This window comes from Halorubrum halodurans (assembly GCF_002252985.1).
Classification (GTDB): Archaea; Halobacteriota; Halobacteria; order Halobacteriales; family Haloferacaceae; genus Halorubrum; species Halorubrum halodurans.
The window spans coordinates 1-21,806 of sequence record NZ_NHPJ01000044.1; the positions used below are offsets into that span (position 1 = coordinate 1).

Annotated in this window: 20 protein-coding genes and 1 tRNA gene; 15 read left to right on the plus strand and 6 right to left on the minus strand. The window is 55.3% G+C overall.

Annotated elements, in window-relative coordinates:
- Positions 1–6: 6 nt before the first annotated feature.
- A complete protein-coding gene (locus DJ70_RS03865) occupies positions 7–513 on the minus strand; it encodes a restriction endonuclease (RefSeq protein ID WP_094530323.1) in 507 nt (168 codons plus the stop codon).
- A 162-nt stretch (positions 514–675) separates the two neighbouring features.
- Between DJ70_RS03865 and DJ70_RS03870 the strand changes: the two genes are divergently transcribed.
- Complete coding sequence (locus DJ70_RS03870; protein WP_094530325.1) at positions 676–1,494, plus strand: polysaccharide deacetylase family protein; 819 nt, start codon at positions 676–678, stop codon at positions 1,492–1,494.
- A gap of 28 nt (positions 1,495–1,522) precedes the next feature.
- Here DJ70_RS03870 and DJ70_RS03875 read toward each other — a convergent pair whose 3' ends face one another.
- Positions 1,523–2,953, minus strand: a complete 1,431-nt coding sequence (locus tag DJ70_RS03875; RefSeq protein ID WP_094530327.1) for an MATE family efflux transporter — start codon at positions 2,951–2,953, stop codon at positions 1,523–1,525.
- Positions 2,954–3,121: 168 nt separating this feature from the next.
- Here DJ70_RS03875 and phoU point away from each other — a divergent pair, with 168 nt between their 5' ends.
- From phoU to DJ70_RS16640, 12 genes are all read left to right on the plus strand, one after another.
- Positions 3,122–3,796, plus strand: coding sequence for a phosphate signaling complex protein PhoU (phoU, locus tag DJ70_RS03880; RefSeq protein ID WP_094530329.1), 675 nt, complete (start codon positions 3,122–3,124; stop codon positions 3,794–3,796).
- 60 nt (positions 3,797–3,856) lie between these two features.
- Entirely contained in the window at positions 3,857–4,252 is a 396-nt protein-coding gene (locus DJ70_RS03885) for an acyl-CoA thioesterase (RefSeq protein WP_094530331.1), read from the plus strand.
- Positions 4,253–4,296: 44 nt separating this feature from the next.
- Positions 4,297–4,536, plus strand: a complete 240-nt coding sequence (locus DJ70_RS03890) for a glutaredoxin family protein (protein WP_094530333.1) — start codon at positions 4,297–4,299, stop codon at positions 4,534–4,536.
- Positions 4,533–5,066, plus strand: a complete 534-nt coding sequence (locus DJ70_RS03895) for a cob(I)yrinic acid a,c-diamide adenosyltransferase (protein ID WP_094530335.1) — start codon at positions 4,533–4,535, stop codon at positions 5,064–5,066. The genes DJ70_RS03890 and DJ70_RS03895 overlap by 4 nt, the downstream gene beginning before the upstream one ends.
- Positions 5,067–5,132: 66 nt before the next feature.
- Positions 5,133–5,411: a DUF7553 family protein gene (locus DJ70_RS03900; RefSeq protein ID WP_094530337.1), complete on the plus strand. Its 279-nt coding sequence runs from the start codon at positions 5,133–5,135 to the stop codon at positions 5,409–5,411.
- A gap of 97 nt (positions 5,412–5,508) precedes the next feature.
- Positions 5,509–5,583 (plus strand) — tRNA-Val (locus tag DJ70_RS03905).
- Between the two features lie 372 nt (positions 5,584–5,955).
- A complete protein-coding gene (locus tag DJ70_RS16635; protein WP_143420922.1) occupies positions 5,956–6,516 on the plus strand; it encodes a hypothetical protein in 561 nt (186 codons plus the stop codon).
- Positions 6,517–6,676: 160 nt separating this feature from the next.
- On the plus strand, positions 6,677–8,179 hold the full coding sequence (locus DJ70_RS03910; RefSeq protein ID WP_094530339.1) for a type I restriction-modification system subunit M: 1,503 nt from the start codon (positions 6,677–6,679) through the stop codon (positions 8,177–8,179).
- Positions 8,172–9,512: a restriction endonuclease subunit S gene (locus DJ70_RS03915; RefSeq protein WP_094530341.1), complete on the plus strand. Its 1,341-nt coding sequence runs from the start codon at positions 8,172–8,174 to the stop codon at positions 9,510–9,512. Before DJ70_RS03910 ends, DJ70_RS03915 begins: the two co-directional genes overlap by 8 nt.
- The gene (locus DJ70_RS03920; protein ID WP_094530342.1) at positions 9,505–12,480 is read left to right on the plus strand and encodes a type I restriction endonuclease subunit R; all 2,976 of its coding nucleotides are present in this window, start codon (positions 9,505–9,507) and stop codon (positions 12,478–12,480) included. The genes DJ70_RS03915 and DJ70_RS03920 overlap by 8 nt, the downstream gene beginning before the upstream one ends.
- Positions 12,473–13,204, plus strand: coding sequence for a M48 family metallopeptidase (locus DJ70_RS03925; RefSeq protein WP_094530344.1), 732 nt, complete (start codon positions 12,473–12,475; stop codon positions 13,202–13,204). Before DJ70_RS03920 ends, DJ70_RS03925 begins: the two co-directional genes overlap by 8 nt.
- A gap of 136 nt (positions 13,205–13,340) precedes the next feature.
- The gene (locus tag DJ70_RS16640) at positions 13,341–14,147 is read left to right on the plus strand and encodes a hypothetical protein (protein ID WP_143420923.1); all 807 of its coding nucleotides are present in this window, start codon (positions 13,341–13,343) and stop codon (positions 14,145–14,147) included.
- Positions 14,148–15,947: 1,800 nt separating this feature from the next.
- Here DJ70_RS16640 and DJ70_RS16645 read toward each other — a convergent pair.
- Positions 15,948–16,634, minus strand: coding sequence for a hypothetical protein (locus DJ70_RS16645; RefSeq protein ID WP_143420924.1), 687 nt, complete (start codon positions 16,632–16,634; stop codon positions 15,948–15,950).
- A 342-nt stretch (positions 16,635–16,976) separates the two neighbouring features.
- Complete coding sequence (locus tag DJ70_RS03930) at positions 16,977–17,213, minus strand: HTH domain-containing protein (protein ID WP_094530346.1); 237 nt, start codon at positions 17,211–17,213, stop codon at positions 16,977–16,979.
- Positions 17,214–17,488: 275 nt separating this feature from the next.
- Here DJ70_RS03930 and DJ70_RS03935 point away from each other — a divergent pair, with 275 nt between their 5' ends.
- Positions 17,489–18,346, plus strand: coding sequence for a hypothetical protein (locus DJ70_RS03935; RefSeq protein WP_094530348.1), 858 nt, complete (start codon positions 17,489–17,491; stop codon positions 18,344–18,346).
- Positions 18,347–18,352: 6 nt separating this feature from the next.
- Here the strand turns inward: DJ70_RS03935 and DJ70_RS03940 are convergent, their stop codons facing one another.
- Both DJ70_RS03940 and DJ70_RS16650 read right to left on the minus strand, forming a co-directional pair.
- The gene (locus DJ70_RS03940; protein ID WP_094530350.1) at positions 18,353–18,997 is read right to left on the minus strand and encodes a hypothetical protein; all 645 of its coding nucleotides are present in this window, start codon (positions 18,995–18,997) and stop codon (positions 18,353–18,355) included.
- Positions 18,987–19,916 (minus strand): hypothetical protein, encoded by a 930-nt coding sequence (locus DJ70_RS16650; RefSeq protein ID WP_143420925.1) that lies wholly within the window; start codon positions 19,914–19,916, stop codon positions 18,987–18,989. The genes DJ70_RS03940 and DJ70_RS16650 overlap by 11 nt, the downstream gene beginning before the upstream one ends.
- 178 nt (positions 19,917–20,094) lie before the next feature.
- Here DJ70_RS16650 and DJ70_RS03945 point away from each other — a divergent pair, with 178 nt between their 5' ends.
- Positions 20,095–21,771: a hypothetical protein gene (locus DJ70_RS03945; RefSeq protein WP_143420926.1), complete on the plus strand. Its 1,677-nt coding sequence runs from the start codon at positions 20,095–20,097 to the stop codon at positions 21,769–21,771.
- The last annotated feature ends 35 nt before the right edge of the window (positions 21,772–21,806 follow it).

The window sequence follows — 21,806 nt, forward strand, 5'->3', positions numbered from 1 at the left end:
GAATATTTAGCTGACAGTATTACTACCAGGAACGTTGCCCGAGAGTACGATTCTGTCTACGGTTCGTGGTGTGTTGTCTTCGGAGCGATCTAGAGAAGGCTCACCAGATCGGATAGCAGATCCACCGTGTTCATGTATGAGCTCAGCGAGTTTCCGCCCATGAATGAGGCGGACGTCAAGATCGTGAGCGAGTATTATCGCTTCATCGGTGAATGAACTGGTCGTGACCAGCACGACCTCATCAATATCAGAATCTTGGAGATATAATGTCGCGTATCTCCGGATCTCTGGACTTCCAATCCGATTTTCCTTCTGATTACGTTTTACCTGTATAGCTTCTATTTTCTCAGATTCCACAGCACGAGCAACGACGTCGATCCCTCGGTCCCCACTATTGCTCGTTGATTTGGCGTGATACCCCATACTGTTCCACAGATCTGCGACAATGTCTTCCAACTCATAAGGAGAAACAGAAACGAGCCTACTTTGAATATCCTCTATCAGATCTCCCATACTAGGTGATCAGGGTAGTCATACTAATAATCAACACACAATCATCTCACTGTGGTCTTACGACACTGAACTAACCCTCTACGTCCCGTACGCAAGACCTGTCGTTTCGAGAGGATCGCAGCCGCCTCGAAGATTTATGCCTCCCGCCGAAGAGTACGCGGTATGTCACACAGCGTCTGTCTCACGTACGACTTCGACGCCGTTTCCGGGTGGACGAGCGCCGGGATGCCGGAGTACCGCTCGTGGGGCGTGTACGGCGCCGAGACCTGCGTTCCACGGCTGCTCGACCTCCACGACCGGACCGGCGTCTCCTCGACGTGGTTCGTTCCGGGACACACGATAGAGAGCTTCCCCGAGGCCGCCGGCGCGATCCACGACCGCGGCCACGAGATCCAACACCACGGGTGGAGCCACGACCCGCTCCCGTCCTTCGACTCGCGGGACGCCGAGCGCCGCGACTTCGTCCGCGGCATCGAGGCGATCGAGGAGTTGACCGGCGAGCCGCCGACCGGGTTCCGGAACCCCGCCGGCGGCTTCTCGGAACACACGGTCGACCTGCTCCGCGAGTTCGGCTTCGAGTGGGACTCGAGCGGCACCGAGCGCGACCTCCGGCCGTACTACCTCCGTGAACCGGGGACCGTCGAGCACGACCGGCCGTACCGGCGCGGCGATCGGACCGGGATCGTCACGGTTCCGGTCCCGTGGCACCGCGACGACTGGCTCCAACTGTTCCCCGTGGCCTCCGACCCGCAGTTCGTCTCCTACGGCCACGAGCCGGACGTGTTCCACCGCTGGCGGACGGAGCTGGAGTGGATGCGCGACCACGTCGAGGAGGGCGTGCTGACGCTGCTTTTACACCCGCAGTGTGCCGGGCGCGCCCCGTTCGTCGCCGAGCTCGAGGCGTTCATCGAGGACGTGACCGATCTCGACGACACGGGGTTCGCCGACGTCTCGACGGTCGCGGCGTCGTTCCGGTCGTAGGGGAGGACCCACGAACGCCGCCGTCCTCTCAATCGCTTCCCGCTCCCGACCGGTAGCGTCGGCTGACGGCCTTCCAGCGACCGGACCGGAACAGCCCGTAGTTGATCGCGCCCGGAACGAACGGCTCCAATATCAGCGCCAGGTAGAGCCCGACGACGCCGAGCGGCGTGACGAGTCCGACGAGCGCGGCGGGGAGCGCGAAGACGTACCGGCCGAGCAGCGAGGCGACGAAGGGCCACCGCGTGTCGCCGGCCCCCACGAGCGCGCCCGACGCGGTACCGTCGAGACCGAGTCCCACCGCGCTGACCGCGGCGACGCCGATGAACGCCGCGGTCGCGGCGATCTCCTCGGGCCCGGAGACGAACAGCTCCGCGAGCGGCGACGCGAAGAGGATCACGACCGCGGCGAGGAGCACGTAGATCACCATCGCGAGCCGGATGATCTCCGCGCCGTAGGCGCCCGCCTCCTCCTCCTCGTCGGCACCGAGTCGCTGGCCGACGAGGGAACTCGACGCCAGGGACATCCCCCAGTTGACGCTGTTTATCATCGCGCGAACCCGACGGGCGACCTCGAAGGCGGTCACGACGACCGGGCCGAACGAGGAGGCGACCCACAGGAGCGGGAAGACCACGAGCCCCTGGGCGAGCCGCCGGCCGATCTCCGGGGCGGACACCTCGAGCAGCTGTCTGACGATCGCCGCGTCCACGATCGGCTCCGACACCGAGACGGGAACCGGACTCGGCTCCATTCCCAGTCCGCCGTACGATCGGCCGAGCATCCCCCAGCCGAGGACGACCGTCACCGCGCCGGTCGAGAGCGTCGTCCCCAGCGCGACGCCGGCGACGCCCATGTCGAGCCCGAAGATGAACAGCGCGCTGAGCACGACGTTGAGCACCGCGCCGCCCGTCCGGGCGACCATCTCGGTGAAGGTGTCGCCGACGCCGGTGTACGTCCGGCTGGCGATGAGGTTCAGGGTCTCGAACAGCACGGCCGGCGTGACGTACAACAGGTACACCGTGCCGTACCGGAGCGACTCGGGCTCGGCACCCAACACGGCGATCAGCTCGGGCGCGAACCCCACGAAGAGCCCCATGATCGGCAGCGACATCCCCGCCGCGAGCAGCGTGCTCTGTGTGACCACGCGGGAGGCGCGGTCGGTCCGGCCGCCTCCGTAGTTCTGCGAGACGAGGCTCACCGTCCCGCCCGCGAGCCCGAGCCCCAACAGGACGACGATGCTCCAGTAGCCGAGCGCGAACGCCAGTCCGGCCGTCCCGGCGGTCCCGATGGCGATGCCGACCATCGCCAGGTCCGCGGTCTGTTTCGACATGATCGCGAAGCCCGTGACGATGCGCGGCCAGGCGAGGTCGAGCGTGGGACGGAACCGCTCGGCGGCGATGATCCCCCAGCGATCGAGGAGGCTGCCGAGGGCGTCGACCGGATCGTCACGAGGGATCGACATGGTCGGTACTGGCCCGGACGACACTTCGCTCTGGCGACTTCCCGAGTCGGTTGCCGGGGCCGCCGCGGGGCCCGTCGACGGCCGATCGGACCGATCGGGACGGGGCCGGCAGGCGGATCGGGTAGACGACGTGTTTTTAACCGTTCGGCGTGGTCTTCGACCGAGACGATGCCACGGGAACAGTATCAGACGAAACTGGAGAACCTCCGCGAGGACGTCCTCTACATGAGCGAACTCGTCGCCGACCGGCTCAGAATGAGTCTCGACGCCCTCGAGCGCCAGGACGCCGACCTCGGCGAACGGGTGATCACGGGCGACGCCGAGGTCAACGAGCTCTACCTGGAGCTGGAACGACAGTGTACGGACCTCATCGCGCTACAGCAGCCGGTCGCCGGCGACCTGCGGTTCATCGCGGCCTCGTTCAAGATCATCACCGACCTCGAGCGTATCGCCGACCTCGCGACGAACCTCGGCGAGTACGCCGGCGAGGCCGAACGCGAGGTGTTCCCCGACGTCGACGTCCAGCGGATCGGCGACGACACGCTGGAGATGCTCGACGTCGCGATGACCGCCTACGCCGAGTCCGATCCGGACCAGTGTCACGCGGTCGCCGAGATGGACGACGACCTCGACGCCGCCTGCGAGGCGGCGAGCGACCTCGTCGTCCGGGACCTGATAGAGCAGAACCACCTCGACGAGGACGCCGACGTGGAGACGACGATGGCGAACGTCTCCCGGCTGCTGTTGACGATCCGCGACCTCGAGCGCGTGGGCGACCACGCGGTCAACATCGCCGCCCGCGCGCTGTACATGATCGAGAACGACGACGAGCTGTTGTACTGACGCTCCCCGTCGATCGGCGACTTCCGACGCGTACATATCCCACCCCGGCGAGATGCGGGCATGAGCACGTACACCACGGAGGTTCCCGTGCGCTTCCGCGACATCGACGCGATGGGCCACGTCAACAACGCCGTGTACGCGACGTACCTCGAACAGGCGCGGACGGACTACTTCCGGGACGTCCTCTCGGCGGACCTCTCGGACGTCGCGACCGTCCTCGCGTCGGTGTCGATCCAGTTCCGGCGGCCGGTCGAGCTGGGAGACGGGGCGGTGGCCGTCGGGATCGACGTGCCCGATCTCGGCGAGTCGAGCGTGCCGATGACCTACGAGGTCCGGACCGGAGGGGACGTGGTCGCCGAGGCGGAGTCGGTCCAGGTCGCCGTCGACGACGAGGGGGCCTCGCGGCCGATCCCCGCGGCGTACCGGGAGGCGATCGAGGCGTACCACGGACTCTGAGCCGGACACGTACCTTCTTGCCCGCGCGGGCCCACGGTTCACGCATGTCGATCCGACTGTATGCCCTGGATGGCTGTCCGTGGTGTGAGAAGGTTCACGACGCGCTCGGCGACGCCGGGATCGAGTACGAGACGACGTGGGTCGACGCGTTACACTCCGACCGCGACGAGGTCAAACGCGTGAGCGGCCAGCGCGGCGTCCCCGTCCTCGTCGACGAGGAGCGCGGCGTGACGATGGCCGAGAGCGCGAACGTCCTCGAGTACGTCGAGCGAACGCTCGCATGACGATCTACACCGGCCGCGGCGACGACGGCGAGACGGATCTCCGCGACATGAGCCGGGTGTCGAAGTCCAGCCACCGGATCGAGGCGTACGGCACCGTCGACGAGGCGAACGCGCTGATCGGGACCGTCCGTCCCACCGGCCACGACGACCTCGACGCCCTGCTGGAGACGGTTCAGAACCACCTCCACGTGGTCCAGGCGGACCTCGCGAACCCCGATCCGGATCCCGACGATCCGGCGGTGGACTCGGACCACGTCGAGGCGCTGGAGGCTCGGATCGACGAGTTCGACGGGGAGCTGGAGCCGCTGCGGTCGTTCGTGCTCCCCGGCGGCGGGCGCGCGGGGGCGGCGCTTCACCACGCTCGAACCGTGGTCCGGCGCGCGGAGCGACGGACCGTCGACCTCGCCCGATCCGAGCCGATAAACGAGACCGTGGTCACCTACCTCAACCGGCTCTCGGACCTGCTCTTCACCCTCGGGCGGGTCGCGAACGCGCGCGACGGCGAGCCCGAGGAGTCGCCGTCGTACTGACGGGAGTCGGACGTTCTCGCCGCCGTCTCCACAAAGCATATATTCGTCCTTCACCAAAGGACAGATATGAGCAAGCACTTCGAGGACGCGCGATACTACCTGGGTCGAGCCGCTGAACACGCGAAGGCGGGCGTCAAGGAGGAACTCGAGCCGCTCCAGGAGCGGGTCTCGAAGCTCGTCGGCGACGAGCCCGAGGAGGAGCCGGAGCCGTCGCGCCTGGAGAAGCTCCAGGCGGACCTGAAGGAACTCGAGGAGCGCGCCGAGGGCGAAGCCCGCGAGGCCGTGGAGTCGGCACGCGAGCGCGTCGAGGCGTACCGCACGCGCGGCGAGAAGTCGGCGGAGTGACGCCGGCGCGGCGGACCGTCGCCGCCGGCCGGACGCCGTCCCGAGGTGACCGACAAAGCAACCCTTAAGTTCTGACGTCGGGAACGACGTATCGTACGGGTCGGTGGTCTAGTCCGGTTATGACGGCTCCTTCACACGGAGCAGGTCGGCGGTTCGAATCCGCCCCGACCCATCCGTTCTCCTGCCGTTTTCACAGTAAACTACCCCCCTCACGTCATGCGATTTGGGGGTGAATCTACTTTCAATCATATCCGGTCGCCGTGTTCGGGTCCGTCACGTACAGCGATTACGATAAAGTAGAAATGCCAGCCAACTAAACGTTTGGTGATAACGACCCTCAAGGTTGATCGGAGTATCGGTCTCCCAGACTGGGCTGGCCATAGACGGTGTTTTTCCTACCGAGTAGTATTTCTCTGCTAATCAAAACAACAGAGGTAGTTCACGCAGGAAAAGACTACTATAGCGAACTTCTGCCGCTTATCAAACGGCGCATAGATGAGATTGAGATACCAAGTGGAAGTCTTGCTATCGGGAAAACGAAGACGTGATACAAAGAGAATCTGTGACTACTAGTAAAATGAACATAATTGGACTGGAGAATATATTTCGAATATCCACAGTTCTCATTTCCCTCGCAGTTGTTTTGGCGCCAATTCTCTATCCGAAATACTCGCTATACACAAACCGAGCCACCACTGGCCTCCAACGCCTTGACAATGTTCGGGTAAAACGCGATGGTGTACGCTTTGCCTATATTGAACAGGGCGAAAAGGGGTTTAGTGAACTTTTAGAAGCCATCTGCGTCGTTTTCGGGGATATTGCTGGGGTAGAGCGGATCTGTTTTGCCATTGGAAGTCCACCAGATCTGGGTGAATTTACTGGATTGGGAATGGAGTACGGTATTGGCGACAATGGGGTCCTCTACGTTGAGAAAGAAGACGGTAGCCGCGAACTGCTGAGATGGGAACCGTGGAGTCCGATAACCTCGCTTGAAAAAGAGAAATTAGAACGAGGTATTACTTTACGAGCGCAGGAGAGGAGTCATTTTATCACCATGGCTTTGGCTGTGTTATGGACCACTCTCTCTATTGTGACTGTTATCTAACATTCTGGCTCTGTTGGAATCCTCAGCAAGTGATGTATAATCCTCTGCGGCCCCTTACTCCTCAATCAAGTAAACGTCAGAATATATTCTGGTGCCAACTGGGAGTTTCTCGCAATGACTCACCGCAGAACATATCACACCTCGCCGGGAGAGTGTGTGTATGCCAATCTCTTTAGAGGACCTTGAACCGCATCTCTTCAAATGCGCCGATATTATTCGAGACGCGGTCGACCCAACTGACTACAAGGAGTTCATTCTCCCGCTCGTCTACTACAAGTCTATCTCCGACGAGTTCGAGAAGCAGTACGCAGAGAATCTCGAAGAGTACGGCGAGGACTTTGCCCGTCGAAAAGACCTCTACGAGATTCCCGTCGTTCCCGAAGGCTACCTATGGGATGACATCAGGGCCGTCAGCGATAACGTCGACCAAGAGCTGAACGAAGCGTTTGATGCGCTAACCGAGGCAAATCCCGAACTGACGGGCGTATTCCGTGCTGATTACATCGATGCTGACGCTCTCGACGATGATCGGCTCGGGCGGCTAGTCGAACATCTCACGAAGTACGATCTCGACCGCGACAGCGTCCCGCCGGATATGCTTGGGGAGGCGTACATGGACTTGGTTCGTCACTTTGCGGAGGAGGAAGGCAAGTCGGGCGGGCAGTTCTTCACGCCGCCGCACATCGTCAATCTCTGTGTCCGGCTGGTAGACGAGTTTGAGGATGGGATGACGTTCCATGACCCGACAGTTGGCTCGGGTGGGATGCTTATCGAGGCCGCGCGGTACTACCGCGAAGAGCAGGACGGCGACCCGACGAAACTCACGTTCACCGGACAAGAGATCAACCCGGATATTGCTGCGATAGCGAAGATGAATCTCTCCATTCACGGACTCGACGGAGAGATCGAGCGCGAGGACTCACTTTCAAATCCGAAGTTCGCAGACAGAGAGAACAGCGAACTTGAACGGTTCGACCGGGTTCTCGCCAACTTCCCGTTCTCGGCAGATTGGGCGAAAGACGAGCTACAAGATGACCCCTATAGTCGATTCAACTGGCACGAAAAGCTCCCCCGAGCGGATCGCGGCGACTATGCCTTCATCCAGCACATTGCGAAGCAACTGAATCGTCCCGATAAGGACAACGAAGGCGGAAAGGCGGCTATCGTCATCCCTCACGGCGTTCTATTCCGGAAGCACGAGAGTCGGTATCGGAAGTATATGCTGGAGAACGACATGGTGGAGGCGATTGTCGGGCTTCCTAAAAATCTATTCCAGAATAACTCGATTCCGTCGGCTGTTCTCGTGTTGAACACGGACAAGCCAGAGGAGAGAAAGAACGAGGCCCAGTTCATACACGCCGCCGACGAAGACTTCTACACGGAACTCTCAAACCAGAACGAGCTGACTGAGGATGGGCTCGATCACATCATCGAGAACTTCCGTGGGTGGACGACCGAGGAGCGGATAAGTCGGACTGTCTCGTTGGAAGAGATTCGAGAGAACGACTACAATCTCAATATTGCTCTATACGTCGATACGACCGAGCCCGAAGAAGATATAGATGTTAAAGAGGAACTGGCGAAGTTGCGAGAGTTACAGGCGGAACGCGACGAGATTGAAACGAAGATGACGGAGCATATGGAGGTGTTGGATTATGAGTGAGGACCTGACTCTGGATGAGTTTCAGCAAGTAGAGCCGGAAGAGAACTCCGAATGGCAAGAGTCAAACCTTGATGATCTTCTTTCCGATCTACTAACTGGGAGTCGACCGACAGGTGGAGGTTTAGATGAGGGAAAATATATCAGTATTGGTGGAACTCAGATTGATTCAGAGGGGTATATTGATCTTCACGACTTAGTGTACATTCCTGACAACTACTTCGAACAGGTACAGGAGACTCAATTACAGAAACACGACATTCTGGTCGTTAAAGATGGTGCGAACACCGGAGACGTAGCCATTGCGTGGGAATCTGACGACCGCATAGTAACGAATGAGCACTTATTCACACTTCGCGCAGATTCAACGATTAATCCGCCCTATCTTTTCTACTTCCTACTGTCTCATCAAGGGTGGAAGCAGATTAATGGAACAATCACTGGTTCCGCCCAAGAGGGAATCAATCGGGGGTTCACTGGTAAGGTTGATATTCAATATCCCTCAGTCTCTGAACAGCGCAAGATCGCCACCGTACTCTACACGGTTGACCGAGCGATTGAGAAGACCCAGGAAATCAAAGATCAATTAAAGCGCGTTCGTGATGGGGTCCGTCAAGATATATTTTATCGTGGTGTACAAAAAACAGGGTTCAAACGGACAGTTGATGAATTAAAAGAAATATATCTTGGAACTATACCAAAAGACTGGAAATTGCGACGAGTTAATGATGTTTGCTCTCACGTCGTTGATTGTCCACACTCTACACCAAGCTATTCCGAGGAAGGAACTCCAGTTGTTCGTACCTCCGAGATAGAGGATGGTCGTTATTATCCGGAGGAGTCCCCACGAGTAGATGAACAGGGCTATCAAAACCGGATCTCTCGGCTAGAGCCAAAGCCAGGTGACGTAGTTTTTACTCGTGAGGCTCCAATTGGAGAAGCGTTCAAAATCCCGGAAGGAATGAGATTATGCCTTGGTCAGCGTTTGATACAATTTCGACCCGAAGAAGGGGTTCTTGATCCTGATTTCTTTATTGAACTTCTTTACTCCGATATGATACAGAGTTGGTTTGAACGGTCCGCAAGGGGAAGTACGAGTACGCACATTAATGTAGGAGATATAAAGAAAATGAATATTCCAATTCCATCAATTGAAGAGCAATACCGGATAGTCAATATACTCGGTGGGTTCAGGAAACAGTTAGATTCGGAACAGAATCTCTTGAGTACATATAAATGTCTCAAACGTGGCCTCCAGCAAGATCTTCTCTCTGGAACAGTCAGAACAATCGACACTAACATAGAGGTGCCCGACGAAATCGCCCAGCATGGTTAGCGTCCCCAACGAAGGCGGCGTCGAACGATCCCTCCTCTCGTGGCTCAACGCCGTCGGTTGGGAAACACACGGACAAGACGGAAGTCGGGGCGCTAACGTTCTTGACGAAACGTATAACCGCCAGAGCAACGAGGTCATCTACTGGAACCTCCTCAGAGAGCAGGTAATCCACATCAACGAGGAGATCAGCGATGACAACGCCGACCGATTCCTCAACTCACTCCGTCGTGAGCTTGATTACGAGAACCTGCTGGAAGGCAATCAGAACTTCCACGAACTACTCACCAAAGGCAAGAGCTTCGGCGTGGAGAACGCCAACGGTGGGACCGACACGGTCTACGTGGATCTCGTCGATTTCGACCTGGACGATTTCTTAGAGTCTAATCGTTTCCACGCGGTCAATCAGTTCTCCGTCTCGCGGGAAACGACTATCCGACCGGACGTGACCCTGTTCGTCAACGGGATCCCGCTCGTCACGATGGAGCTGAAGAGCGTCGCGCAGGACAACGACTACTACGACGCCATCAGCGACCTTCACGACTACGAGGAAGACGTTCCCCGGCTGTTCATCCCCGGACTGTTCAACGTCGCCGCCGACACCATGGAGTTCCGCTACGGCTCCGTGGGTGCGCCTGAGGAGTTCTACGAGCTGTGGAACGAAGCCCCCGAACAGTATGCCGACGAGGACAACCAGATGAAGCAGGCGGTCCAAGCCCTGTGTAATCCCGCGACCCTTATCGACGTCCTCAAGAACTTCGTTTTCTTCGAGAAGCGGGCCGGCGGCGACGCCAAGATCATCCCGCGATACACGCAGTACTATGCCGTCAACAGAATTCTCGACAGAGTCCGTGAGGGGGTCCACGACCGGGGACTCATCTGGCACACCCAAGGGTCTGGTAAGTCGTTCACCATGCTCTACGCGGCCGAAAACCTTCTCTCACGGAGCGAGGTCGCCCGTAACCCGCAGGTCTTCATTATCGTCGATACGGACAAGCTCAACAGCCAAATGCGGGACCAGCTTGCGAATCTCTCGCTGGGCCAGTGGACGGAAGCGGAGTCCATCGATCACCTCGAAAAGCTGATTCAAGAAGGGAGCAGCCAACTCGTTCTCACGACGATTCAGAAATTCCAAGACGTCGAGCCGGACACTCAAGGGAATGATGAGGTCATCGTCATGTCCGACGAGGCCCACCGATTCATGGAGGCCGACCTCGGAAGCCGACTCAAGGCCGCCCTTCCCGACTGTTCACACTTCGGCTTCACCGGGACTCCCGTTCGAGAGGGTGAGAAAAAGAAGGACCGGAATACGTTCGACGAGTTCAGCCCCGAGGGAGAAGAGTACCTCCATCGGTACTCTGTCAAACAGGGGATCGAAGACGGCCTGATTCTCCCGGTCTACTTCACCCTCCGCCACGAGATGGAGTGGAAGGTTTCTGAGGATGCCATTGACGAGGAGTTCGAACATGAGTTCCGTGGCATGACACCCGAGGAGAAACGAGAGTTCATCACCGATAACGTCACCAGCCGGACCATGGCTGAACTCGAACCTCGGGTTGATCGAGCGGTTGAGGAAATAGACGAGCACTACAGCGATAAGGTGGCCCCCAACGGCTGGAAGGGAATGATCGTTACTCCAAGCCGGCGGTCAGCTGCCATGTACGGAAAGCGTCTGAGAGAACGCCGGGGAGAGGACGCCGTTGAAGTTCTCTATACGTCTACCAACGACGATCCTGACCTCATTCAGGAGTTCCACACGGACCCCGAGGAGCGGGACAGCATCGTTGAGCGGTTCAAGGAACGCGACGAAGACCCCAGTCTACTTGTCGTCCACAATATGCTGTTGACGGGTTTCGACGCGCCAATTCTGAAGACGATGTATCTCGACCGGAATCTCAAGGATCATAACCTCCTCCAAGCCATCGCTCGGACGAATCGACCGGCGGACGGCAAACAGAACGGAGAGATCGTCGACTTCCAAGGGGTCTTCGAGAACATCGACGATGCGCTCGATTACGACGCCGAGACGAGAGAGTACGCGGCCCGCGACGAGGAGGAGCTGTTCGAGGACCTTGTCGACCAGTTGGGGGTGGTCATGGACATTTTCGATGGCATTCCGAAAGACGACTCTCAGGAGGCCACCAATGCTGCTGTCTCTCGGATCAGTACACATCCTGAACGCCGGAAGTTCAAGCAGGGGTTCCGTCGACTCCAGAATCTCTACGAATCCGTAGCGCCCGATGGACGTCTAATCAGCGAAGGAATTCAGGACCGATACAAGTGGTTGAGCCGGATACAGGTGGCCTTTGAGCGTACGACCTCTGGAAAGGAAGCCCCTGAAGACGATATGCGGGAGAAGACGCGGGAGATTCTCAACGAGAACGTGGACGTCGGTGAGATTCGTGACGACTTCCCCACCTACAAGCTTGGTGAGGAGTATCTCGAAGACGCGGAAAAACTCGATAACCCGGGGGTCAAGGCATCGCAGGTCGCCCACGCGACACGAGAACATCTTCATCCGCGGGAGAATCAGAACCCGCGCTACAAGCGTTTGAGTGAGCGTGTTACGGACATCGTTGAACGATGGCAGGGAGGCAATATCGGTGATCCCGAAGCGGTTGAGGCGCTGAAGTCAGTCGAAGCGGAGGTGCTGGAAGTCGAGAGAGAGGCCGAAGACGAGGGGATGGAAGCCGCAGAGTTCGCAATTTACACCCACCTGACCGAAGAGACACCTGACGCTATCGAGTCTGAAGAGCAAGCCAAGGAAGTGGCCGAGGAGATCGTCTCGCAGTTCCAAGAGCGGGTTGACCGAGGCTATAACGGCTGGAAGACCAACAAGAAGACCATTTCGGAGATAGAACATATCCTCCTTGATGTTCTCGTTGTCGAGTATGACCTCGGCCACCTAATCCGGGACAGTGACGACTTCGTTGACTCCGTTCGAAACTACCTCATCCAGAACAATGGCTAAGTCCAAATCGTCTGACCTCCGGACAATCGATCTATTAGGTAATGACGTCGAGTTCGGAGTACGTCAGAGTTCGGAGGCGACGAAGCCGCGCATCGACGTGGACATTCACGGTGTGACCGTTATTATCCCGAACTCGGTAGACATCCAACCCTCCGAAGTACTCCGAGAGAACGCCGCGTGGGTGGTCGAGAAGCAGCGTGACTTTGAGCGGTATCGTGAGAAGATACCTGACCGAACCTTCGAGGCAGGTGAGACGTTTCCGCTTCTAGGAACAGAGCGAGAGCTAGTTATCGAGCCAGCGCGTAGCCACTCAATTACTGATACATCAATCCGACTCAGGAAGAGTACGGTTAGCCAGTCAACGGTCAAGCAAGTGCTGGAAAACGTCTACCGGAGAGAAGCTCGCGACCACTTCACTAGGCGTGCCAATTTCTACGCAGAGGAGATGGGTGTTGAGTATGGGAAGATAATGATCCGAAATCAACGTACCAGATGGGGTAGCTGTTCCACAACGGGGACAATTAGCCTGAACTGGCGGCTGGTGATGGCTCTACCGGAGGTTGTTGACTACGTCGTTGTTCACGAACTCGCGCATCTTCAGGAAGCGAATCATGATGATATGTTTTGGTCCCTTGTCGCCGAGTACGACCCCGAATACGAAGATCACGCCCAATGGCTCAATGAACATAGTACGGAGCTGATCTTCTCTGAAGAGGATCTCTAGCTCAAATTAGATTCTCCGACACCGTTAGTGGACAAAGCAGCTCAGTTTAGAGCTTGTCAAACACTACCAAGCACATTTTATGTATCATCGTTTGTCATGTACCAGAAGGATTGACTACCAGAGTGAGACCATACCAATGGATATTGAATTACCCTCCGACGACGACTCATCAGATGATGATTCCGTATATGGTGGTAGAGTAGACCTCTATGAAGCGTACTGGTTATACGTTGATGGAGTCCGGTATATCGGTCCCGTTCTAAAGCAATCGGCAGCAACAGCCGAGGACACGGAGACATCTCCACTTGCGCGTCACTATACCCACTTCTACGAAAAGAAAGAGAACCACAAGGAAAGGTGCGCTGATCTTCCAGGGAACCTCCCCGGATACAAAGATCATTTTGAGGAACCCCGTGGGGATGTTCAAAAGGTACCCCGTAAAAGGTTAGACGAACTCGGCATTGATTGGGAAGAGACAGATGATCCAATCTGGCTTCCTCCCGAGTATGAACTACCGGAAGTCTGGGACGACGACCTCACAACGCTCGACAAAGCCGAATTACAGGACCTTGTCCACGAGCTTCGCTCCGAAAATGAGGAGCTACGAGACGAACGCGACGAATTGGAAAGCAAGCTAGCTGATGTTGCTAACGCACTTTCAAGATTCCTAGATTCACCGAGCGATGGTGAACGTCAAACTCCGAACGTAAGTGGTGAATCGACACATATCTGTGACAACTGTGGGAAATCATTTGACTCAAAAGCGGCAAAACATGGACACTCTTCTCATTGCGATGGATCTGGATCAGCGCTGGAAGATTTAGAGAAACTTGCGATGGAATTGCCAGAGCTGAATGATGAACAATCATCTGAAGGACATAGTGATATACCCCCTGAAGAGGAATTGGAGAACCTGAACCATCTACTCAAGGGAAGTTTGTGAGAGTTTTGAAATGATATTGTTCAAATGCGTTGAGACAACCGATAAGGGTGGCCGCCCACTCGGCCAGTTCCAGAGAGGTGGTGCTGAAGCGCAGTAGTAGATCACCACTACTGCCGAGCGCACCGGGTCGCTAGCGCGACTCAGAGCGGTGTGGAGCGGCAGCGGTCTGCTGCGGGCCTCCTTACCGCTTCAGACAGTGAACATAATGCTTCATCTTCTTACCATTTGGCTGAGATATTTCGGAGAGTTGCGGTGACGTTGGGACGGGGCTAGGAAACAGTAATTATCCCCTCAAATTCAGACAGAAATTGCTGTCCAATCTATCCCGGGTTACCAATCACGCGATCTGAAAATCCGACTGGTGTTCTAACCTCCCACCAGGCGGGGCCCTCTTACAAAGATCTACTCATATTCTAACCGGGGTTACTGCTCCATGAACCCCGTTTGCTAATAGGAAAGTGACCACTGTGATCGGAAAAATGCTGCTCGGCCACGACAAATAAGACATATAATACGATAGAGTTCACAAATGGAGACAGTTATTGCGGCCGCGAACCCCGGGTTCATCATCGAAAAATGAGGCTGTAAATCGGAACTCAGTAGAATATTATACACATCCTGAACTAAGAAATAGTACTCCTGTACAGCGTTTTCTATATTTAGTATCAGTTCAAAAGGTATTTACGTCCGGGACTATATTGTCTAACCAAGCAAACCCTTTAACGGAAAGCGTTGTCCACCGGGCAACGCTGTGCCGAACCTCTGTCAGGTCGTGGGACTGAGGATAGGAACCGGGGTAGAGGTAATGGGCGAATATATACTTTCAAAATAATTGTTGAAAACGTTGAATAAAAATGCCGCAGAAGGAACCGATAAGGTGGGCGTCTTTCCACAACGTTTGGAATCGTGGGATGAACTAGCAGTGAAAGAACCGATAAGGTGCCCTTCTTCGAATCATCGATTGAGAACGTTGAAGGAAACTACAGGAAAAGAATCGTAAGGATTCCTCAACAGCATCTGACAGGGTTCTCAATGTTATCAGCAGTTGATTTTTCCATCTGAGATAATTCTATTGAAACTGGACAGAATAGCTCATACACTGCTGCGTCAACAAGACTACCATAACTATTGGTAATCACCGAGCAATCCAACTGGCTCACGCTTAGTTTGAGACATAATTCAAAATAAGATACTAGAACGTCGGTAGTTATGCGATCTAGCGGCTCATAACTCTGAATCTTTCAGACGAATTCTCGGATTACGGCCGACTTTCAAGATCATAATCCAACTCCCACGTCCTTTCGCCGCGCCTTATCGAGTCTTTCCCCGCTGAGTGAGCAATCATCTACGCAATTGATGTCTCGGCGTTAGTTGCTGTGCGCGTCTCATAACTATGGTCACCACCATGTTGGGTCACATTCTCTGTGTAGTTACCATCTGAGCGGCAATTGGCTGAGCAATTTCTAATGACTATGTGCTAGTACTCGAAAAGCTCCCCCCGAGCGACTAGCCGCACCCAGACACCCAATTGGTCTCTCCATTCCTCACTTCACTCATCCGCTCCACGTCGCTGATAGAGAATCTCTTGCGATTTTGGGTCAGCATAGTGGAGTGGGTTCTTATACTGTAGAGGTTTTGACGGCCAGCTGCGAAGCAATGTTAGCATCAGAATCTCGTATCAACTACCTCCGTCGGAAGAGGGCACTATGTATTCCGACTATTGGAACAGCACACTTCTGCCGAGTTTTTGAATTCGATCTGAGAGGTGGTTCGGTTTTCGGTAGTTACCCCATAGTCATTCTAACTTGTTGAAACGCCGCCACTTGCCCGAAACCAGCGATATGGACTAGCCCAAGCGAGCGCGCCTCCGTTCAGTAGAGTGTCAGACGGATTGTCCCGCTCGCTGTTAACATAGTCTCCGACCGGAAGATGAGCAAGTTGGCCGGCAACGAACTTCGCACCGGTCGTGTTCGGGTAACTCGGTTCTTCGCTGGCTTCCTGAATCTTCCAGAAGTCATCTTTAGAGTGTTCGGCTAACGGCGGTGAATGTCTAACCGTAATGGCACCACCAGTCCCGTTCTCATGGTACGCATGGTTCTCTTCAAAAGCGTTCGCGCACTTATCCAGGTGCTTGTCTAGTGTAGGGGATAGCCAGTCGGTAGACACACCGTTATCGGGATCATCAATCCAGAGATACATATACTCTCGCGGCGCGCCCGTAGTTTGCGTTACGCTAGTCACGCCTACCCATTCGAAATCAAGATCTCTCTTTCTTGAAAGGTGATAGTTGAGGGCTTCTCGAACGCTCCGGCGTATCGTTCCGCCATTTAGCATGGCATCGAGCTCCCATGGTGTCATTCGTTCTCCTAATTCGTTGAAAGGAGAAAGGCCACGAGTCAGTTTGACCGTTGTCAGCCCTTCGTATTGCTCTTGAAGACGTCGATCAGATTCAAGAATTCGAGGGTAGAGTTCGTTGCGGTGACGCATATGCTTCGATGTACGCTCGTCAGAGTTCCACGAAGCTCGTTCAATTCGCAGGTATGTTTCTCGGGCCTCATCCACAGTCAGAGCTTGTGTCCCGTCATGTAGCGGCTTAGGGAGGCTGTCTACGTCGACCGATGGAGGAGCCAACCGTAGATTATCCGAATTAGACGAGTTCACAGGTGAGTTCAATCTATCTTTTGAATAGTACCATTTGGCAATTGCGTTCGGCTGCTTGTCAGTGCGGCGTGCTCGCCCAGTTCCTGAGAAGTGGATGGGACAGACACAATCTACTAACAAAATTAGTAGCGGGAAGTGGTCTCTGGTTTTCCACTTGGAGGCGTTTGATTACCTCTCCAACAAAATGTAGACTACGGCTCTCGCCCCTACCTTCTTTTTGTACAGCTCTCCAGAGTCAGCCAGTTTTTCTAACTTATTGTATGCTGACGGTCGGGAGCAATCTAATTCGTCAGCTACCTCGTTGGCAGTCAAAACCGGTAAATCCGCGTTCTTGAATACAGAGATGACGCTATCGAGAGTAACCTGCTCTGTGTATTGCCCGCTTTCGTCACGCTCTCTCTCCATGTGTGTACGTCCTTGCGGGCGAAGTATAACCTCTCTGACTTTGAGGTTATTGGGAAAGACTTATATCCATTAACCACGTGGTTACTGGTAGGAGGAAACTGGTCCCTCGGGGCGTTGGAGTTCGGAAACGCCCGGTGCTGGTACACCGGACGAGTGGCCTTCGTGGTGACAAAGACCATGTGTACGCAAATTTCCGAGCGTCTTGAGAGTGACGGACAGACACAGCACAAGAGCAGCGGCGACCCTGATGTAGCGAAGGGTGTGGAGGTCCAGTGATGACCGACGAGCGAACCGTCAGGTGCCCGGTTGAGGGGTGCGAGGATGAAGTCCTCGCTCGTGGGATTAACCTCCACGTCATGCGGTCAAGCGGTGGTGGTCACGGACCGAAAGGGGATGTGCCGGATCACCTTTCATTCGAGGATCTGGAAACCATCGGTAAGCAGGACGTCGAGATGGACTATCCGGAAACCCGCGATAACGAGAAGCACGCTCGACTCTGTCCGTACTGCTCTCAGGTTTTCCTTGGGATTCAGGGTCTCATGATACACCTTGGCCAGACAGGTGGCCGGAAGAACCATCCAGAGAACCCGAAGGAGAAACATGACCCGTCTGACTTCCCGCAAGTGAAGGTTGACGGGAAAGGGAACATTCAGGAGACTATTCAAACCGATCCGAACAATCAGGCCGAGCGGGCAGGAGTCATGATACCAGAGTCTCGCGTGTTCCAGCTAATCTCTGAGCTGGCTGCCGAAGGAAAAGAGGATGCTGCCAGTCGGGTTCGCGGCACCCTTATCGAGGCTAACGCTGCTAATCGTCCCGATCACAAAGACCTAGACTATCCTGATTTAGTCGAGTCATTGCTTGACTACGGTCGCGCTGACTCTGAAGAGACTACTATCACGGCCGCATTGGAGAGTGAAGGGATCATGGTTGCTTGTGACGGGGAGTCAGCGTTCCTTACGGCTGAGGAGGCTCTCAAGCTGGGGACCCATCTAGAGTTCGTGGCTGCGGGAGAGGGTTGGGAGGACAGGGACTGCCGCGACCTTATCGAGTTTCTCCGGCACGGGGCCGATGTACTCAACAGCGGTAGAGCAGGACGTGGGCTTCACGAAGAGTTCAGTCGCTGGAGATAGGCGAACTCACTGCTCGTTGTATTGCTGTCGCTGGTGGGCAAGTGTCTCGTTGAGATCGTACAACACCGTTGCGACCGTGCTCTTAGGATTGAACTGGTACGTTGTGTACGTCTGTGACCCACGAGACGCTTCATGCGTCGTAACAATTCCGTACTCAACAAGAGAATCAATATGATCTCTCACTGTCGTGTGACCGACAGGTGTGACATCAGCCATCTTAGAAATAGAATATTTTTCGTCGATGTCTGCTGCTGCGAGAAACCAACCAATCAGCCGCGCACGCCCGTTCGACTCCATCAAGTCTGGTAATACTACCTCGGACATCCCGTCGGACACAGTGGGGTCGTCTGATGAGTCGTACTCCGTATGGAACGAACGAAGTAACTGAACCGTCGGAGAATCAGGGATGCGGTAGCGAGGCATCCGCGCGGAGTCGTCATCTGTCGAGGGTTCCAAGAGTCCGTACGCAACAGCCTGATCCCGCATGTTCTGCGAGGCTGTACTGGACACGCCAATATCTTCCCCTAGTTTCGTCATACGGAACCACTCGGTGGGGATCTCCTCAGCATCCAAGATGTGCCGCGTCAGGCCATTGAACGTCTTGCCGCGGAACAGCGTGACTACGGGTAACTCGTCTGGATCAAACCCCATCTAACCACCCCTGTCCACGCGGGACTGCGGTGAAGCCAAGACTGTTCAATGAGAGCAGAATATCTCGGGGAATCTCGTCGTAGGCGTTCATTTTATTTCCAGATCCAGTTGAAGATACACCAGTCAGCCGCTCGCGTTCACCAAGTCCCGCGATTGAAATCGGTCTGAATGATAGCTCACGCATCTCGAACACGTCGCGGAAAGAGGGATCGTCTTCATCGTCGTTAGGTTTGTACCCACGAACAATGAAGGTCCCTGGATCATCGATAGGGTACTCACACACGACTCTCTCATACTCCCTAATTTGTTTATCAGACGATGATCCGGGCTCGTTGTTCCCCTTCACAGGCCAGTTCCATTCTACCACACGGAGGTCATGCCCATTCTCCATTGTGACAGATCGACTTCGCATAATTATCGTGTCAGATACCTGTCCGATAAGTCGTTCAACGCCTTCACAAATTAATTCTGAGAGCGTGTCGCGTTCCGTCTCACTAATTGCGTCTTGAAGCATCTTGTAGACAACCTCTGCCGTAGTGAACGCAATAGAACGCTCAGCAGGGTCCAAGTCGTCAGGAAGGTCTTCACGAGGAATGAGTTCATGTGGAGCAAAACGCCGCTCTCCAACCCACGATGTTGGGGGGATGGTGTACTCAATACTGTAGTCTTCACGCGAAAACGAAACCTCACCAGAGTCTATCAGATATGCGAGTTGGACCCGCAAGCCACGATCTATGGTCGCAGAGGCAGTTTCTAGCCCTTCTGCCAGTCGGGCTGTCTCAACCACCCGCGCGGAGTAATCTGTGGGATCCGAGAGTTGTCCGCGAGCATATCGACCCGCTTGAAGATCTGTATCAGTTACGAGACAGACATCATCGGGCCACCACGGAGCAGTTACGTCATCTTGGTTTTGACTCATTATCTCGAAGTACGTGAATCTGGTATAAATGAAATTGGGGTAACAGGTATATTGGGTGTATCTTACAACTTCTGTGTTTAGGTGTAAGCCATAGTCTGACAGTCCTCTCAGAGAACGTCTCCGACTATCGATCTTAGAACGGTCCCCAGCCAAGGTTTATTAAAATCATAAATATAACATGAACAAGGATATGCCCTGTTCTGAATGTAGCCATCTTCTCATCTTGGACCATGAAAACGAGAAACTGGTGTGTCCGAATTGTCTCGATATCCAGATCGCGGACCAGGACGAAATTGAGGAAAAAGTCAGACGCGACCGGCAGTTCTTCCGTGATGAGAATCTAGTCCAACTTATACAGGAGTACGACAAGGGCCACCTACTCCTCTACCTCATAGAACGTCTCAACAAGATCTCGTACAGTTTTTACGAAAACCGTCGCCTGAAGATGCGGGAGTTCGCCTACATCAACTACCTAATCAAAATCGTCTATTCGGCGGACGAGAGCAGTTTCGGAGACAAATACTTAGACCGCGGCGATGAACTCGATGAAGTAATCGACACGCTACTCTCCACGCAGGCAAAACTCGTGAGAGCACTCAAGCACGTCGAAGACCGGTTCCGGCTCTGTATCGAATACCCGGTCCCGATGTCAGATGCGAAATTTCTGTTCGGGGACTATGATCTGCGCGACACAGAATATAGATACTGCTTCCAGCGGTGCCTGAAAAGCCTGATCGGTGGACGGGAAGAGGAACTTGGGCTGTTCGACAAGACCCACGAGCAGATCCGAAACTTCGAGAGGCCGTCAAGCGACGATATCGACACGCTAGAGGACTTCGGCGACACGTTTTATGGATTCATCCTCTCGATGCTGTTCATCGCGTCGGCCGACAACACAGTCGGGGACATCTACGGCACTATGATGCCCGACCATGTCTCGGTATTCGACCTCTCGGACCTTTTCGACCGGATCGACGGCCAGTTCGTCAACGAAGATGGGGAGGTTATGCTTCAGGACAGTAAACTCGGGTGGACGACCGAAGAGGAGCTCACACAGGCGGGGGAGGACACCTTCAGCGACGACTGGGAAAAGGTCCAAGAGTACGTCGTGGTCGGCGAGGACAACCTCGACGCCCACCCCTTCTTGTTTGAGGTCACAATCAACGTACCCTATTACCAACAACAGGGCCGCCCGCCGAAGACACGGGAACAAACACGGTTCATCTATCCCCGATGGTACGCCCAGCTGCTTCGATACCAGATCTTTCCCCTCCTTCGGAACGGCAACGCGGATAGCGGCCACGAGATTCTGAACACGGTCGCCACGCGGCGTGGGAAGCAGTTCGAGGAAAACCTGTACGGGTACCTCACTGATCAGGGTTTTGAATGCTACCACAGCGCGGAGATCCCCGGCGAAGACTCATCCGAGATCGACCTACTCGTCGTGAACGACGAAGAGGGCGAACTCTGGTTCATCGAATGTAAGTACCTGATGCCGGAGATACTGATGAACACCGCCGAGGGCGTAGAGGATCTAAATGCTAAGTTCGACCACAAGGTCTTCAATATTGAGGCGGACAGATACGAGGGATCACCGACCGGACTTCCGTTCCCCGAAAAGGTAGAAACCTGGCTTAGACTGAACCCGGCTGACCGATTTACTGCTCAAAATAAGGATGGTAAAGAGATGGAACACGAGATGAAGGGCGGCTGGCAGGATCTAAAGGTACGGAAGATGGTGGTCTCGAACCTCGTCCCATCGTACATACAGAAAGACACGGTGGAGTTCAGGACTGATATGGAACTGCTGGAGATGATCGAAGACGAGGATGACGTGTACACGGTGGAATACTGACCATCAATCAAGTGTCCTCAGGGTCAGATATCGGT

What these genes read in the sequence shown, in the direction of transcription:
- DJ70_RS03930 (WP_094530346.1), bottom strand. Translation starts at nt 17,213, where the DNA reads ATGGAGAGAGAGCGTGACGAAAGCGGGCAATACACAGAGCAGGTTACT.
- DJ70_RS03945 (WP_143420926.1), top strand. Translation starts at nt 20,095, where the DNA reads ATGAACAAGGATATGCCCTGTTCTGAATGTAGCCATCTTCTCATCTTG.
- DJ70_RS03865 (WP_094530323.1), bottom strand. Translation starts at nt 513, where the DNA reads ATGGGAGATCTGATAGAGGATATTCAAAGTAGGCTCGTTTCTGTTTCT.
- DJ70_RS03900 (WP_094530337.1), top strand. Translation starts at nt 5,133, where the DNA reads ATGAGCAAGCACTTCGAGGACGCGCGATACTACCTGGGTCGAGCCGCT.
- DJ70_RS03875 (WP_094530327.1), bottom strand. Translation starts at nt 2,953, where the DNA reads ATGTCGATCCCTCGTGACGATCCGGTCGACGCCCTCGGCAGCCTCCTC.
- DJ70_RS03890 (WP_094530333.1), top strand. Translation starts at nt 4,297, where the DNA reads ATGTCGATCCGACTGTATGCCCTGGATGGCTGTCCGTGGTGTGAGAAG.
- DJ70_RS03915 (WP_094530341.1), top strand. Translation starts at nt 8,172, where the DNA reads ATGAGTGAGGACCTGACTCTGGATGAGTTTCAGCAAGTAGAGCCGGAA.
- DJ70_RS03870 (WP_094530325.1), top strand. Translation starts at nt 676, where the DNA reads ATGTCACACAGCGTCTGTCTCACGTACGACTTCGACGCCGTTTCCGGG.
- DJ70_RS03920 (WP_094530342.1), top strand. Translation starts at nt 9,505, where the DNA reads ATGGTTAGCGTCCCCAACGAAGGCGGCGTCGAACGATCCCTCCTCTCG.
- DJ70_RS03885 (WP_094530331.1), top strand. Translation starts at nt 3,857, where the DNA reads ATGAGCACGTACACCACGGAGGTTCCCGTGCGCTTCCGCGACATCGAC.
- DJ70_RS03940 (WP_094530350.1), bottom strand. Translation starts at nt 18,997, where the DNA reads ATGGGGTTTGATCCAGACGAGTTACCCGTAGTCACGCTGTTCCGCGGC.
- DJ70_RS03895 (WP_094530335.1), top strand. Translation starts at nt 4,533, where the DNA reads ATGACGATCTACACCGGCCGCGGCGACGACGGCGAGACGGATCTCCGC.
- DJ70_RS16640 (WP_143420923.1), top strand. Translation starts at nt 13,341, where the DNA reads ATGGATATTGAATTACCCTCCGACGACGACTCATCAGATGATGATTCC.
- DJ70_RS16650 (WP_143420925.1), bottom strand. Translation starts at nt 19,916, where the DNA reads ATGAGTCAAAACCAAGATGACGTAACTGCTCCGTGGTGGCCCGATGAT.
- DJ70_RS03925 (WP_094530344.1), top strand. Translation starts at nt 12,473, where the DNA reads ATGGCTAAGTCCAAATCGTCTGACCTCCGGACAATCGATCTATTAGGT.
- phoU (WP_094530329.1), top strand. Translation starts at nt 3,122, where the DNA reads ATGCCACGGGAACAGTATCAGACGAAACTGGAGAACCTCCGCGAGGAC.
- DJ70_RS03910 (WP_094530339.1), top strand. Translation starts at nt 6,677, where the DNA reads ATGCCAATCTCTTTAGAGGACCTTGAACCGCATCTCTTCAAATGCGCC.
- DJ70_RS16645 (WP_143420924.1), bottom strand. Translation starts at nt 16,634, where the DNA reads ATGCGTCACCGCAACGAACTCTACCCTCGAATTCTTGAATCTGATCGA.
- DJ70_RS03935 (WP_094530348.1), top strand. Translation starts at nt 17,489, where the DNA reads ATGACCGACGAGCGAACCGTCAGGTGCCCGGTTGAGGGGTGCGAGGAT.